Raw genomic sequence first — 13,014 nt, forward strand, 5'->3', positions numbered from 1 at the left:
CTACGCCAAGGCGGCCAAGGTGCTGGAGATCCTGGTCGCGCAGTATCCGAGCGAGAGCTACGTGCTGCAGCTGTCGGGCATGTACGGGCTGATGGGCGAGCAGAAGAAGCAGCTGGCGACGCTACACGCGGGCTATCTGGGCGGCATGGTCACCAAGCGGGCGGATCTGCTGAACCTGGCGCGGCTGTACATGGTCGAGGAGGTACCGTATCCGGCGGTGCAACTGCTGACCAAGGCTTTCAAAGACAAGCTTATTGAGCCGGACGCCGAGACCCTGCAACTGTACGCGCAGGCGCTGGCGCTGGCGCAGGAGCGCGATGCGCAGATTCCGGTGCTCAAACGTCTGGCCGAGCTGACGGGCGAGTCGAAGCACTACGCGTTTTTGGGTCAGGCGCAGGCCGAGGCCGGCAACTGGGGCGAGGCGATCGCGGCGTTTGAAAAGGCGCTACAGGCCAAGGATGTCGAAGACGCCGCCGGCATCCGCATGCAGCTCGGCACCGCGCAATTCAATGCCGGACGCCTCAATGACGCCCGGCGCACCTTCATCGCCGCCGCCGAGTCCGACAAGCACGGCGAGACCGCCGCCAACTGGATCAAATTCGTCAGCGCCGAAATCGAACGCAAACGCGCCATGGAGCAGATGCCGCAGCAGGCCCAGCCGGCGGGGGAGCCGGCGCAGGGTGAAGCGTCCGGCACGCAAGGGCAGGCGCCCGCATTCAATCCGCAGATGGATACAGCCAACGCCCCAAGCGCGGTAAGCGATGACAAGGCAACAGACAAGGAACGTTCATGAACGCAGAGCTGAACGAAAAGGTGGTCGTCGTCACGGGCGCGCTCGGTGCGCTCGGTCGCGCCGTCGTGGAAGCGGCGGCCGATGCCGGGGCGACGCTGGTCGCGATCGACCGCGTCGCTGCGCCGTCACCGCGCGGCGCGGCATTCGCATGTACCTTGGACCTCGCGGACGCGCAGGCGACGCAGGCAGCGATGGCGACGATCGCGCAGCGGCATGGACGGATCGATGCACTGGTCAACGTCGCCGGCGGCTTTCGCTGGGAAACCCTCGCCGACGGGTCGATCGAGACTTGGGATCAGCTCTACGGCATCAATCTGCGCACCGCCGTCAACGCCTCGCGCGCCGTGCTGCCACATCTGTCGGCCGGCGGGCGCATCGTCAACATCGGCGCGGTCGCCGCGGTCAAGGCGACGGCCGGTATGGGCGCTTATGCCGCATCCAAGGCCGGCGTTGCACGACTCACCGAGGCGCTCGCCGAGGAACTCAAGGCCCGCGACATCACCGTCAACGCCGTGCTGCCGAGCATCATCGACACGCCGGCGAATCGCGCCGACATGCCCGACGCCGATGTTTCGAAATGGGTCACCCCGCGCTCGCTCGCCGATGTCATCGTGTTTCTGCTCGGGCCGCGCGCCGCAGCGGTGACCGGCGCGCTGATCCCTGTCGTCGGCAGGGTCTGAGCATCCGCGCTGCGCGGGGTGCGTGGCACGCGGATCACGTTGCAGCGGTGCAGTGACGGCGTATGATAGTGGACAGCAGTGTTGACCAATTACGGAGTGGCTGGATAGGGGAGTGATCGTATCGCCGAACGCCCGGCTGCTGGCCGCGGCTTCGGCGATCGCGACGCGCCTGCGACGGGACGTTCGACGACCGTGGCCGGCTCGGGAAATGCATCGCCGGATGAGGCGTAGTGGCGCGGGGCATCAGCCGGGCTGCTTGGCCTGACCAACGGGGAGAACGATGCTACAGAGACTACTGATGGCGATCTCCGTCGGCGCGGCCCTCGTCGTGCTGGCCGTTCTGGTCGTACGCACTCAAAGCGAACCGCAGACGGTGCAGGGACACCTCGCGCGCATGATCACGCTCGCGCAACTGCGCGTGGCCAACGAGGACGCCGACATCCAGGTTGCACGTGCCCGCCTACGACTGACGGCGGAGACCGACGGACTCCGTGATGCCGTGCAGCGGCTCGAAGCCGCCCGGGCTTCGCTGAGCACGCACCGCGACGAGTTTCGCGCCGTGTCGCGTGATCTTTCCGGCAACGCGGCGGCGCTGATCGAGCAGATCGACACCAAGACGGCGTTGATCGGCACTTACGAGCGGCAGCTTCGGCAGTTTGCATCCGTCTATGAACGACTGCGCGCGCAGGTCGAGACGCTGCTCGCACATCCGGCTCTGCCGCTCGGGCATGCGCTGCACGGTGTCGTGCGCGGCCTGATCGAGGAGATTACCGCCTACGCCCTGCAATCGACGCCGGACAATCGGTCGACGATCGAAAGCCTGCTGGACCGGCTCGGCGCGGATGCGGCATCGGTGCCGGCGCTGCGCGGCGCGCTGCTGGATCTCGGCCGCTCGACGACGGCGGCGCTGGGCGAGAAGGATCGCGTGCGCGCCACGGCGCAGCAGCTCGCCGACATCCCGATCGCGGCGGGTCTCGACGATCTGCAGCAGCGCTACGTCAATCATTACGTGAAATCGGAATTCGAAGTCGCGCGCTATCGCAACGTGCTGGTGATCTACGCCAGTGCCTTGCTCGTGGTGTTCGGCTTCGTCGGCTGGCGTCTGCGTCGCAGCTACGCCGAGTTGCAGGACATGAACGCCAAGCTCGAGGCGACGGTCGAGGCCAGGACCGCCGAGTTGCGCAAGGCCTTGAACGACGTGCGCATGCAGCAGGCGCAGCTCGTGCAATCCGAGAAGATGGCGGCGCTCGGCCAGATGGTCGCCGGTGTCGCGCACGAGATCAATACGCCGCTCGGGTATGCACGCGGCAACGTCGAGACGGTGCGCGAGGCGCTACCGCTGATCCGTGAACTGTTCGATGCCCAACAGTCCGGCGATGCGCAGCGCCAGGAACAGGCACGGCGAAACTGGCCGCCCGAGGAGGGCCTGCCGGAAATCGAGATGCTGCTTGCCGATGCCGATTACGGACTGGGGCAGATCGGGGAATTGGTGCGCAGCCTCAAAGACTTTGCGCGCGTCGATCGCTCTCTCAACGAGATGTTCGACTTGAACGAGGGCATGGAGACGACGCTGAAAATCTGCCACAACCAGCTCAAGGGCCGCATCGAGGTTAAGCGCGATTACGGTGACCTGCCGCCAGTGCCCTGTGCGCCGTCGCAGATCAATCAGGTCTTCCTGAACCTGCTCAACAACGCCGCACAGGCGATCGACGGTCCCGGCGTGATCGCGATCCGCACGCGCGTCGAGGATGGCATGGCGGTAGTCGAGGTTCGTGACAGCGGTTGCGGCATGGATGCCGAGACGCGCGCCCACATCTTCGAGCCGTTCTTCACCACCAAGCCGGTCGGTCAGGGTACCGGCCTGGGCCTGTCCATCGTGTTTCGCATCGTCGAGGACCATCGAGGCAGCATCGACGTCGAGTCGGCGGTGGGGCAGGGTACGACCTTTCGTCTGCGCTTGCCGCTACAGAGGCCACGCAAGCTGGCAACCGCCGATGCCGACAGCCTGCAGGAGAGTGTCGCGTGAACGCCACCAATGTCCCAACGAGCCGGCCGCACCTGCTGTTCGTGGATGACGAAAGCCGCATCCTGCTGTCGCTGCGCGCCATCTTCCGCGCCGACTACGATGTCACCACGGCCGAGGGCGGCGCCAAGGCGATCGAGGTCCTCAAGAAGGAGCGCTTCGATGTGATCGTCAGTGACCAGCGCATGCCAGACGTGACCGGCGTGGAGGTCCTGCGCGTGGCGCGCGAGCTGCAGCCGCACGCGATCCGCATGCTGCTGACCGGGTACTCCGATCTCAACGCCATCATCGCTTCGATCAACGAGGGTGAGATCTTCCGCTTCATCCCCAAGCCGTGGATCAATAGCGAGCTGCGCGAGACCATCGCGGCCGCAGTGCGCGCAGCGTCGGTCGAGTATGTCGCTTTGCCGGAGCCGCCGCCGGGGCCGCAGCAGAACGCGGCGTACAACGAGGTCGGCGTGCTCGTGCTCGACGAGGACCCGCAGACCACGGTCGCCCTGCGTGCGGCCCTGGGCAGCGAACGCGAGGTCTACACCGCAGACAGCATCGAATCGGCGCTGACGCTGCTCGGGCAACACCGCATCGGCGTTATGTTCACGGAACTGGCCGTCGTCGGGCAGAGCGTCGCGCCCTTGCTCGGCGCGCTGCGTCAGCATCACCCGGCGCTGGTGGTGGTTGCAGTGACCTCGCAGGCGGACGCCGGACACAGCATCTCGCTGATCAATCAGGGCCAGGTGTTCCGCCTGTTGCAGAAGCCGGTGGCGACGACGCTGCTGCGCGGGACCGTCAATATCGCCAGCCGACGCCACGAAATGCTGCGCCAGCACCCGGAGCAGGCGCAGCGGATTGCCGCCGACACCACGCCCATGCTTCAGGTCGCGGATCGTACCGGTCTGCTTCGACGCATCCGCGGACTCCTACGCTGGGTTTGAAGCGATGAGCGATCAAGGCGGCAAAGCGGCGGGGCTGCTGGCGCGCATCGTCAGCTCGGCGGAGTACTCGATCGCGGCGGCGTTGCTCGCGGTCTGCATCGTCGTGGCCGGGGCGTTGTGGCTGCTGCAGCCCGAGAAGGGTGAACTGGTGACGGCAGCGGCGCCCACGCCCAGCGCGCATCTACCCACCGTCGACGAGGATGCGGCGCTCACGGAGTGGAAGCGCCGGCTCGGCGAACAGTTCTCGGAAGCCGAACAGCAGCAGCGTCAGCGTGCCGCCGAGGAAGAACGTTTGCGTCTGGCGCGCGCGCAGGCCGAGGCGCAAGCGCAGGAGGAGCTTGCTGCGGCGCGCCGGCAGGCCGAGGCCGAACGGCGTGCCCAGCAGCGGCTGGAGGCGGCTGTATCCGGGCGCGTGGCTTCGAAGCCGAGCTCGCCGAGCAGCACGCCACGGGCATCTGCGCCGACACCGAAGCCGGCTGGCGCAAGCTCACAGGCCGACGCACGTCGAGCGCCGGCAACGCCGACGCCGCAGCCGGCCGTCGTCGCAGCGGCGATCGACTGGTCGTCATGCGAGCGGCCGAGCTATCCGGCACTATCCGTACGTCGTGGCGAGGAGGGCACGGTCGTCATCGCCGCCGAACTCGATGCCAACGCGCGCTTGCTCGATGCACGGGTGATCCAGTCGAGCGGTCATTCGCGGCTGGATCGCGTGACGCTGGAGGCGGTACGTGCCTGTCGCTTCACACCGGAGCTGGAGAACGGGGTGGCGAGGGCCGCGACTGCCGAGGTGCGCTTCACCTGGAAGCTGAACTGAACGCCCGAGTAGCATTCAACGCCAGGGCCGGCCACGAATGGCGGTGGGAGGATCCACCAGACTTGGCGCTCGAGGGGGGATCCACCAGACTTGGCGCTCGAGGTTGGTAGCGGGGGCAGGATTTGAACCTGCGACCTTCGGGTTATGAGCCCGACGAGCTGCCAGACTGCTCCACCCCGCACCAGACAGGCGGCAAGTATAAGATCGCAGCGTGATGCAGTGCAACGCACGGCTGACAAGTCATTGCACCGGCGACGAATTTCTCTAGGCTCCCGACGCCGGGTGGAGGCGACGTGCCGAGCGCATGGCGGATCGGCAATACTTCGTCCACTCGTCGATTCCATGTTGCCCGAGGTGAATGCATGCATCCGCTCCTCGTACGCGCACAGCAGCAGGGGCTTACGCGCCGCGACTTTCTGCGCAACCTTCTTCTGAGCGCCGGCAGTGTCGCGCTCGCCAGTCGGTTGACGGCCTGCGGCGGAAGCAATGTACCGGGGCCGTTGGTCGGTGGCGGCTGGCGCAGCCCTTTCGCCGACATGGGGCCACTGCTCGCGCCCGACGAGAACGGCGTGCAGCTGCCGGCGGGTTTTCGTTCACGCGTCGTCGCCGTCGTCAACGAGCCGCCGATTCCGAGCAATCCGTCCTTCCTGTGGCACTCCGATCCAGACGGCGGCGCGGTGTTTCGCACCGATGACGGCGGCTGGATCTACCTGTCCAACAGCGAGGCGCGCGATGCGACGACGTTGTTCGGTCAACTGCCGGCGGTTCCGGTGATCTCCGAACTCGCCACCCGCGAGTCGCTCGAGCTGCTGTCGCCCATCGTCGGCCCGGTTACCGGACTGCTGCCGCTGAGTCCGCCGCTGGTGCTGCCGTTCAAAGGTGGCGTCAGCGCGCTGCGCTTCGACAAGGATGGGAATCTGGTCGACGCCTATCCGGTGCAGCGCAATACCACGACCAACTGCTCGGGGGGCGCGACGCCCTGGGGCACCTGGATCAACGGCGAGGAAATCGTCGACGGCTACATGTTCGAATGCAGTCCCCTGCGCGATGGCGGCACCCCGATCCGGCTCGACCGCTTCGGACGCAAGGCGCACGAGATGGTGGCCGTCGACGTCGCCGGCCGCGCGATCTACCACACCGAGGACCTCACCGGCAGCGATCGCTTCTACCGCACCGTGTTTCCGGCCCAGGCCTGGCCGGCGGGCGGCAAGCCCGATTACAGCCAGGGTGTGCTGCAGGTGCTCGCCGTGGACGCCGGGCTCGCCGCTGCGAGGCGAGGGCCGACACCGATTCGCTGGATCAACGCCATCGATGATGGTCGTCCGCAGTACCAGGTCTACCTCGACGAGGCGACCATCTTCGCGGGCAACGAGGGGGTGTGGTTCCTCAACGGTTTCGTGTTCTTCACCAGCAAGGGCGATGACAACATCTGGGCCATCGACACCATCGGTGGCACCATCGAGAGCATCTACAACCCCGAGGACGGGCCGATCGGCTCACCGGTCGATCCAAACGAGCCCAAGCTCGCCGGCGTCGACAACATCGCCATGACCCTCGACGGTGAAATGATCGTCGTCGAAGACGGTGGCGACATGCGTGCGATGGTGCTGCTGCCGGATCGCAGCACCATCCCGCTGTTGCGGCTGCCGGGCGATCCCGCCGTCACCGAGGTGACGGGCGTCGCGTTCTCGCCCGACGGCCGCCGCCTGTATGTGGCCAACCAGCGTGCGCTGCGCATGGGACAGCCCGCGGCTTTCGGTCTCGGTGGGGTGGTCTACGAGATCACCATGCCGTTTGCGGTGCGGGTGAATCCGCCGCTGGCGCGCGCGCTCTGACCGCGATGCCGCGCCCGTAACCCAGGCGCATCGAGACCAAGCGCGGTAGGCGCTGATCGGTGGATCCGCGCCGGTGCACACGGCCAGCGTCCCGCAGCGCAGCAGGCTTTGGGGGCAGCGCAGCAGGCGCACGCAGCCTGCGATCACTCAGCGCCGATGCGCCGCGGTGCTCGAAAGCCCATGTGGTACCATGCTCCGCGACAGGTGTCGCACGCGCTCTCATCGTGTTCGCGAGATGGCGTCGGCACCGCCGAGGTGCGTGGATCAGTGGACGGTAACAGGCGGCCGAGCAGCCGCCTTTTGTCGTTGTAAAGCTCGTGGTCGACCAAACCAAGCGAACCGGGCGAGGGTTTCAGCTCGGTGCCTCGCCCAGTGTCCATAGAAGCAAGAGGTGACCGTCATGTCTGGCGTCAGCCGTGCGACTTTCGATGAAGTCATGGTGCCCAATTACCAGCCTGTCGCGCCGATCCCGGTGCGGGGGCAGGGGTCGCGTCTGTGGGACCAGCAGGGGCGCGAGTACCTCGACTTTGCCTGCGGCATCGCCGTGACCGGGCTCGGTCATGCGCACCCCAAGCTGCTGGCGGTGCTCACCGATCAGGCGGCTCGTCTGTGGCATGTGTCGAACGTGATGACCAACGAACCGGCGCTGCGCCTGGCGCGCAGGCTCACCGAGCTGACCTTCGCCGACAAGGTGTTCTTCTGCAACTCCGGTGCCGAGGCCAACGAGGCGGCGTTCAAGCTCGCGCGCCGCTGGGGCAACGCCCAGGACCCGCGCAAGCACACGATCGTCTCGTTCTACAACGCGTTCCACGGGCGCACGCTGTTCACGGTCAGCGTCGGCGGGCAGGCCAAGTACACGCAGGGCTTCGAGCCCTTGCCGGGGGGGATCCGCCACGCCGCATTCAACGATCTGGCGTCCCTCGAAGCGGTCATGGACGACAGCGTCTGCGCCGTGGTGATGGAGCCGGTGCAGGGCGAGGGCGGTGTACTGCCGGCGACGCGCGAGTTCGCCCACGGCGTGCGTGCACTCTGCGATCGCCACCGGGCGCTTTTGATCTACGACGAGGTGCAGACCGGTAACGGCCGCAGCGGCAGCCTGTTCGCTTACGAGCAGTACGGTGTGACGCCGGACGTGCTGACCACGGCCAAGGGGCTGGGCGGTGGATTCCCGATCGGTGCGATGCTGACCACAGATGCCCTGGCCGGTGTGCTCGCCTTTGGTACACACGGCTCGACCTATGGTGGCAATCCCCTGGCCTGCGCGGTGGCCGAAGCCGTGATCGAGGAGCTGGCGCGACCGGAGTTGTTGCGCAACGTCGGCGAGCGCGCGGCGCAACTTTCCACGGGCTTGGTGGAGATCGGCCGGCGTCACGGGCTGTTCGGCGCAACGCGCGGTCTGGGTCTGCTGATCGGTGCGCCGCTCGCCGAGGCATGGAAGGGGCGGGCCAAGGACGTGGTCAACGCCGCGCTCGCGCAAGGTTTGTGGCTGCTGGTTGCGGGCCCGGATGTGCTGCGCTTTGCGCCGCCGCTGAACATCAGTGCCGCGGACGTGGACGAGGGGCTGCGCCGTTTCGACCGCGCCTGCGCGACCCTGACGCAGGCCGGCGCGGGGTAGCGGGTCGGCAAAGCCGTGCGGCGCCGGCTGCGGGCCGCGCGGCCTTTTTGAGTGTCCTGTTGACTAACATATTGTGTTAGGTTAGAATTTGCATCCATGAACTTCAGCGTGCATTTCGACGAGGCCACGCTCGATCGGCTGAACCAGGCCGTCGAGCGCTCGGGCATGACGCGCAATCGCATCATCGTCACTGCGGTGCAGGCTTGGCTGGCGCAGAACGAAGAAAAGGATTGGCCGGAGGCGCTCAAGGCGCATTTCCGCAATCCGGCGCCCGAGCTGACCGAGGACACGCTGGATTTCCAGGCCTGGCGCAGCGCGCTGGGTGCCGGTAGCGAGCTGCGCTGGTGAAGTACCTGCTCGACTCCGATGTGCTCGCAGCCGCCATCAAAGGGCGTCTGCCGGTGGTGTTGCGGCTGGCCGAGCTCAAGCCGACCGACATCGCCGTCTCGGTGTTCGCTCGCATGGAGGCGGAGACCGCGTTGCGCCTGCAGCCGCGCGCGCAGGCGCGCTTCGGCCGACTGCTCAAGGAGTTTCTGGGCAGCGTCACGGTACTGGAGTTCGGCGCTGCCGAGGCGCAACAGGCGGTCAGCCTCGGCGCCTATCTGCAGGCCGCCGGCGAGCGTCTGGCGGCGCTGGATCTGCTGCAGGCGGCGACGGCCCTGACCCACCAGCTCGTGCTGGTGACCGACCGCGTCCATGATTTCGCCGGCGTCCCCAACCTCGACGCGGAGCGATGGGCGTGACGGAAGTGACTTCAACGATGCGACATAAGGAATTGAAATGAAGAGAATCGTCAACTTCAGTGCCGGGCCGGCGACACTGCCGCTCGAGGTGTTGCAGCAGGTTCAGGCCGAGTTGCTGGACTGGAACGGCTCCGGCATGTCGGTGATGGAAATGTCGCACCGCGACAAGGAGTTCATGTCCATCGCCCAGGCCGCGGAACAGGACCTGCGCGAGGTCATGAACATCCCGGCCAACTACAAGGTGCTGTTCATGCAGGGCGGGGCGACGGCGCAGTTCAGCTTGGTGCCGATGAACCTGCTGCGCGGCAAGACCGGGGCCGACTACATCGTCACCGGTGACTGGGGCAAGAAGGCGGCGAAGGTCGCCGCGCAGTTGTGCACGGTCAACATCGCCGCATCGAGCGAGGCCGACAAGTTCACCGGCATTCCCGAGCCTTCGAGCTGGAAGCTCGACCCGAACGCCGCCTACGTGCATATCACGCCCAACGAAACGATACACGGCGTCGAATTCCATACCGAACCGGACACGCTCGGCGTGCCGCTGGTGGCTGACATGTCGTCGAACATCCTGTCGCGGCCGGTCGACGTCTCGAAGTACGGTCTGATTTATGCCGGCGCACAGAAGAACATCGGCCCGTCCGGCGTGACCATCGTGATCGTGCGCGAGGATCTGATCGGCGAGACCTTGCCAAAGACGCCGGCGCTGTTCGACTACAAGCAGGTCGCCGACAACGACTCCATGCTCAACACGCCGCCCTGCTTCGCCTGGTATGTCGCCGGCCTAGTGTTCAAGTGGATCAAGCGGCAGGGCGGGTTGGCGGTGATCGCCGAGCGCAATCGGCACAAGGCGGCGCTGTTGTATGACTACATCGACGGCGAGGACTTCTACACCAACCCGGTGCGCAAGGTGGATCGCTCGCGGATGAACGTGCCGTTCACGCTGGCCAACCCCGAGCTCGACGGTGAGTTCCTCAAAGGCGCCAAGGCTGCCGGCCTTTCCGGTCTCAAAGGCCATCGCTCGGTCGGTGGCATGCGCGCGTCGATCTATAACGCGATGACGATCGAAGGCGTGCAGCAGCTCGTCGATTACATGAAAGAGTTCGTCAGGACGCGTGGCTGACGCCGCGCTCCCGAAAAGCCAGGCGCGAGACGTACGGTCCGCGTCCGCTTCCACGTCTCACATCCCGCGTCTTACCGCCCACGAAACTGCCATGTTCAAAATCCAGACCCTCAACAACATCTCTGTCGTCGGCTTGGAGCGCCTGCCGCGCGATCGTTACGAGGTTGCCTCCGAGATCGCCAATCCGGACGCGATCCTGGTGCGTTCCGCCGACATGCACAAGCTGGACATCCCCCGGTCGGTCAAGGCCATCGCTCGTGCCGGTGCCGGCACCAACAACATCCCGGTCGCACAGATGTCCAAGCGCGGCGTGCCGGTGTTCAACGCGCCCGGCGCCAACGCCAACGCGGTCAAGGAGCTGGTCCTGGCGAGCATGTTCATGGCGGCGCGAAACATTCCGCAGTCGCTCGATTTCGTGCGCAAGCTCGACGGCGACGACAAGGCGATGCACGAGGCCGTCGAGGCCGGCAAGAAGAAGTTCGTCGGTTTCGAGTTGCCCGGGCGCACGCTCGGGGTGATCGGTCTGGGTGCCATCGGCGTCAAGGTGGCCAATGCCGCGCTGGAACTCGGCATGACCGTTTACGGCTACGACCCGGCGATGACGGTGCAGAACGCCTGGCAGCTCAATTCCGGTGTGCGTCAGGCGGTATCCGTGGACGACCTGATGTCCAAATCGCAGTTTGTCAGCGTGCACGTGCCATTGCTGGATGCCACACGCCGGCTGATCAATTCGGAGCGCATCGGCCTGATGAAGAAGCAGGGCGTGGTGCTGAACTTCGCGCGCGACGCGATCGTCGACGAGCAGGCCGTGATCGAAGCCCTGAACACGGGCAAGCTGCACGCCTACGCCTGCGATTTTCCGTCGAATGCGCTCAAGAACCATCCGCGGGTGATCGCGACCCCGCACCTGGGCGCATCGACGGTGGAAGCCGAGGACAACTGCGCGGTCATGGTCGCCGAGCAGATCCGCGAATTCCTCGAAGTCGGCAACGTGCGCAATTCGGTGAACTTCCCCGAAGCGGTGCTGCCGTTACTGCCGGGCAAGACGCGCCTGTGCGTGGTCAACGAGAACGTGCCGAACATGGTCGGCCAGATTTCGACGGCGCTGGCCAAGCGCCAACTCAACATCGCCGATCTGCTCAACAAGTCGCGCGGCGATCTGGCCTACACCATCGTCGATGTCGATACCGAAGTCCCCGACGATGCCCTCGCCGAGATCGCCGGCATCGGTGGCGTACTGGCCACGCGGGTCATCGCCGCCCGCTAGGGTGGCGACGCAAGTCGCGGGGCCGAAACTGCGTACAATTCGGCTCCGCCGCCTTTTAGGTTTCGCGCAGCACGCCATGACGCAGAATGACCTGGCCCGGGCGCGCCAAGAGATCGACGCTCTGGACGAACAGATCCAGGCGCTGATTTCGCAGCGCGCGCGCATCGCCCAGCAGATCGCCCTGATCAAGCAGCGCATGGGCGACACCGGCGACCACTACCGGCCATCGCGCGAGGCCGAGGTGCTGCGCGCGGTGATCGCGCGTAACCGCGCCGGCGGCGGGCCGCTGACCGACGAAACGATCGCGCGGCTGATGCGCGAGATCATGTCGGCCTGCCTGTCGCTCGAATCGCCGCTGACGATCGCTTACCTCGGTCCGGAAGGCACTTACACGCAGGCGGCGGTACTCAAGCACTTCGGCGACAGCGTGCGCGCGCGCGCGGCCAATGCCATCGACGAGATCTTCCGCGACGTCGAGTCCGGAGCCGCCGACTATGGCGTGGTGCCGGTGGAGAATTCGATCGGCGGCGTGGTCAGTCACACCCTCGATGAGCTGGTTCACACGCCGCTGCGCATCTGCGGCGAGGTCACGCTGCCGGTTCACCATCACCTGCTGTCGCAGGCCGAGACGCTCTCGCAGGTCACCAAGATCTACGCGCATCCGCAGTCCTTCGCGCAGTGCCGCAAGTGGCTGGATGCCAAGCTGCCGCGTGCGGTCCGTGAGCCGGTGTCGAGCAACGGCCAGGCGGCTGCGCAGGCCAGGGAGGAAGGAGCGAGCGTCGCCGCGATCGCCAGCCTGCAGGCCGGGCGCATCCATGCGCTGAACATCCTCGCCGCCAACATCGAGGACGATCCGAGCAACACGACGCGTTTTTTGGTGCTCGGCAAGCAGGATCCGGCGCCGACCGGTCAGGATCTGACCTCGATCGTACTGACCGGCCATCGCAACCAGCCCGGCTCGTTGCTCAAGCTCCTGCAGCCGCTCGCGGACGCTGGCCTGGACATGACGCGCATCGAATCCCGCCCGGTCAAGGACTCGGCCGTGCGTGACTATTACTTCTTCATCGACTTTGCCGGGCACGCTGCCGACCCGGACGTGCGCGCAGTGCTGGATGCCCTGAACAACGCCGCCGCCTTCTTCAAGGTGCTGGGCTCGTATCCGCGCGCGGTCGTATAAGCCGTTTCATCGAAA

Annotated in this window: 12 protein-coding genes and 1 tRNA gene; 12 read left to right on the plus strand and 1 reads right to left on the minus strand. The window is 66.2% G+C overall.

The features are described 5' to 3' along the window. The first annotated feature begins 19 nt into the window (after positions 1-19). From ABSH63_RS05695 to ABSH63_RS05715, 5 genes are all read left to right on the plus strand, one after another. On the plus strand, positions 20-793 hold the full coding sequence (locus tag ABSH63_RS05695; protein ID WP_352888236.1) for a tetratricopeptide repeat protein: 774 nt from the start codon (positions 20-22) through the stop codon (positions 791-793). Further along, positions 790-1,473: an SDR family NAD(P)-dependent oxidoreductase gene (locus tag ABSH63_RS05700; RefSeq protein ID WP_352888238.1), complete on the plus strand. Its 684-nt coding sequence runs from the start codon at positions 790-792 to the stop codon at positions 1,471-1,473. Before ABSH63_RS05695 ends, ABSH63_RS05700 begins: the two co-directional genes overlap by 4 nt. A 280-nt stretch (positions 1,474-1,753) precedes the next feature. Beyond that, positions 1,754-3,499 (plus strand): ATP-binding protein, encoded by a 1,746-nt coding sequence (locus tag ABSH63_RS05705; RefSeq protein WP_352888239.1) that lies wholly within the window; start codon positions 1,754-1,756, stop codon positions 3,497-3,499. After that, positions 3,496-4,428, plus strand: a complete 933-nt coding sequence (locus ABSH63_RS05710; RefSeq protein ID WP_352888241.1) for a response regulator — start codon at positions 3,496-3,498, stop codon at positions 4,426-4,428. Before ABSH63_RS05705 ends, ABSH63_RS05710 begins: the two co-directional genes overlap by 4 nt. Positions 4,429-4,432: 4 nt before the next feature. Further along, entirely contained in the window at positions 4,433-5,242 is an 810-nt protein-coding gene (locus tag ABSH63_RS05715; RefSeq protein WP_352888242.1) for an energy transducer TonB, read from the plus strand. 104 nt (positions 5,243-5,346) lie between these two features. Here the strand turns inward: ABSH63_RS05715 and ABSH63_RS05720 are convergent. Beyond that, positions 5,347-5,423: transfer RNA gene (locus tag ABSH63_RS05720), tRNA-Met, on the minus strand. A gap of 181 nt (positions 5,424-5,604) precedes the next feature. On the opposite strand from ABSH63_RS05720, the gene ABSH63_RS05725 reads away from it, so the two are divergent. The 7 genes from ABSH63_RS05725 to pheA all read left to right on the plus strand — a co-directional run bounded on the left by ABSH63_RS05725 (position 5,605) and on the right by pheA (position 12,999). Beyond that, complete coding sequence (locus tag ABSH63_RS05725; RefSeq protein WP_352888243.1) at positions 5,605-7,077, plus strand: alkaline phosphatase PhoX; 1,473 nt, start codon at positions 5,605-5,607, stop codon at positions 7,075-7,077. Positions 7,078-7,477: 400 nt separating this feature from the next. Then, positions 7,478-8,692: an acetylornithine/succinyldiaminopimelate transaminase gene (locus ABSH63_RS05730; protein WP_434223252.1), complete on the plus strand. Its 1,215-nt coding sequence runs from the start codon at positions 7,478-7,480 to the stop codon at positions 8,690-8,692. Positions 8,693-8,788: 96 nt separating this feature from the next. Beyond that, positions 8,789-9,040, plus strand: coding sequence for a ribbon-helix-helix domain-containing protein (locus ABSH63_RS05735; protein ID WP_352888246.1), 252 nt, complete (start codon positions 8,789-8,791; stop codon positions 9,038-9,040). Next, a complete protein-coding gene (locus ABSH63_RS05740) occupies positions 9,037-9,435 on the plus strand; it encodes a PIN domain-containing protein (protein WP_352888248.1) in 399 nt (132 codons plus the stop codon). The genes ABSH63_RS05735 and ABSH63_RS05740 overlap by 4 nt, the downstream gene beginning before the upstream one ends. A 37-nt stretch (positions 9,436-9,472) precedes the next feature. Further along, positions 9,473-10,555, plus strand: a complete 1,083-nt coding sequence (serC, locus tag ABSH63_RS05745) for a 3-phosphoserine/phosphohydroxythreonine transaminase (RefSeq protein ID WP_352888250.1) — start codon at positions 9,473-9,475, stop codon at positions 10,553-10,555. Positions 10,556-10,646: 91 nt separating this feature from the next. Beyond that, positions 10,647-11,822: a phosphoglycerate dehydrogenase gene (locus ABSH63_RS05750; RefSeq protein WP_352888251.1), complete on the plus strand. Its 1,176-nt coding sequence runs from the start codon at positions 10,647-10,649 to the stop codon at positions 11,820-11,822. 76 nt (positions 11,823-11,898) lie between these two features. Then, the gene (pheA, locus tag ABSH63_RS05755; RefSeq protein ID WP_352888252.1) at positions 11,899-12,999 is read left to right on the plus strand and encodes a prephenate dehydratase; all 1,101 of its coding nucleotides are present in this window, start codon (positions 11,899-11,901) and stop codon (positions 12,997-12,999) included. Positions 13,000-13,014 lie beyond the last annotated feature (15 nt).

The sequence above is a fragment of the Sinimarinibacterium thermocellulolyticum genome (assembly GCF_040327995.1).
Taxonomy (GTDB): domain Bacteria; phylum Pseudomonadota; class Gammaproteobacteria; order Nevskiales; family Nevskiaceae; genus Solimonas; species Solimonas thermocellulolyticum.

Bases quoted from the DNA above. Each gene is read 5' to 3' on its own strand.
- ABSH63_RS05700 (WP_352888238.1), top strand. From the start codon at position 790: ATGAACGCAGAGCTGAACGAAAAGGTGGTCGTCGTCACGGGCGCGCTC.
- ABSH63_RS05705 (WP_352888239.1), top strand. From the start codon at position 1,754: ATGCTACAGAGACTACTGATGGCGATCTCCGTCGGCGCGGCCCTCGTC.
- ABSH63_RS05715 (WP_352888242.1), top strand. From the start codon at position 4,433: ATGAGCGATCAAGGCGGCAAAGCGGCGGGGCTGCTGGCGCGCATCGTC.
- ABSH63_RS05725 (WP_352888243.1), top strand. From the start codon at position 5,605: ATGCATCCGCTCCTCGTACGCGCACAGCAGCAGGGGCTTACGCGCCGC.
- ABSH63_RS05730 (WP_434223252.1), top strand. From the start codon at position 7,478: ATGTCTGGCGTCAGCCGTGCGACTTTCGATGAAGTCATGGTGCCCAAT.
- ABSH63_RS05735 (WP_352888246.1), top strand. From the start codon at position 8,789: ATGAACTTCAGCGTGCATTTCGACGAGGCCACGCTCGATCGGCTGAAC.
- serC (WP_352888250.1), top strand. From the start codon at position 9,473: ATGAAGAGAATCGTCAACTTCAGTGCCGGGCCGGCGACACTGCCGCTC.
- ABSH63_RS05750 (WP_352888251.1), top strand. From the start codon at position 10,647: ATGTTCAAAATCCAGACCCTCAACAACATCTCTGTCGTCGGCTTGGAG.
- pheA (WP_352888252.1), top strand. From the start codon at position 11,899: ATGACGCAGAATGACCTGGCCCGGGCGCGCCAAGAGATCGACGCTCTG.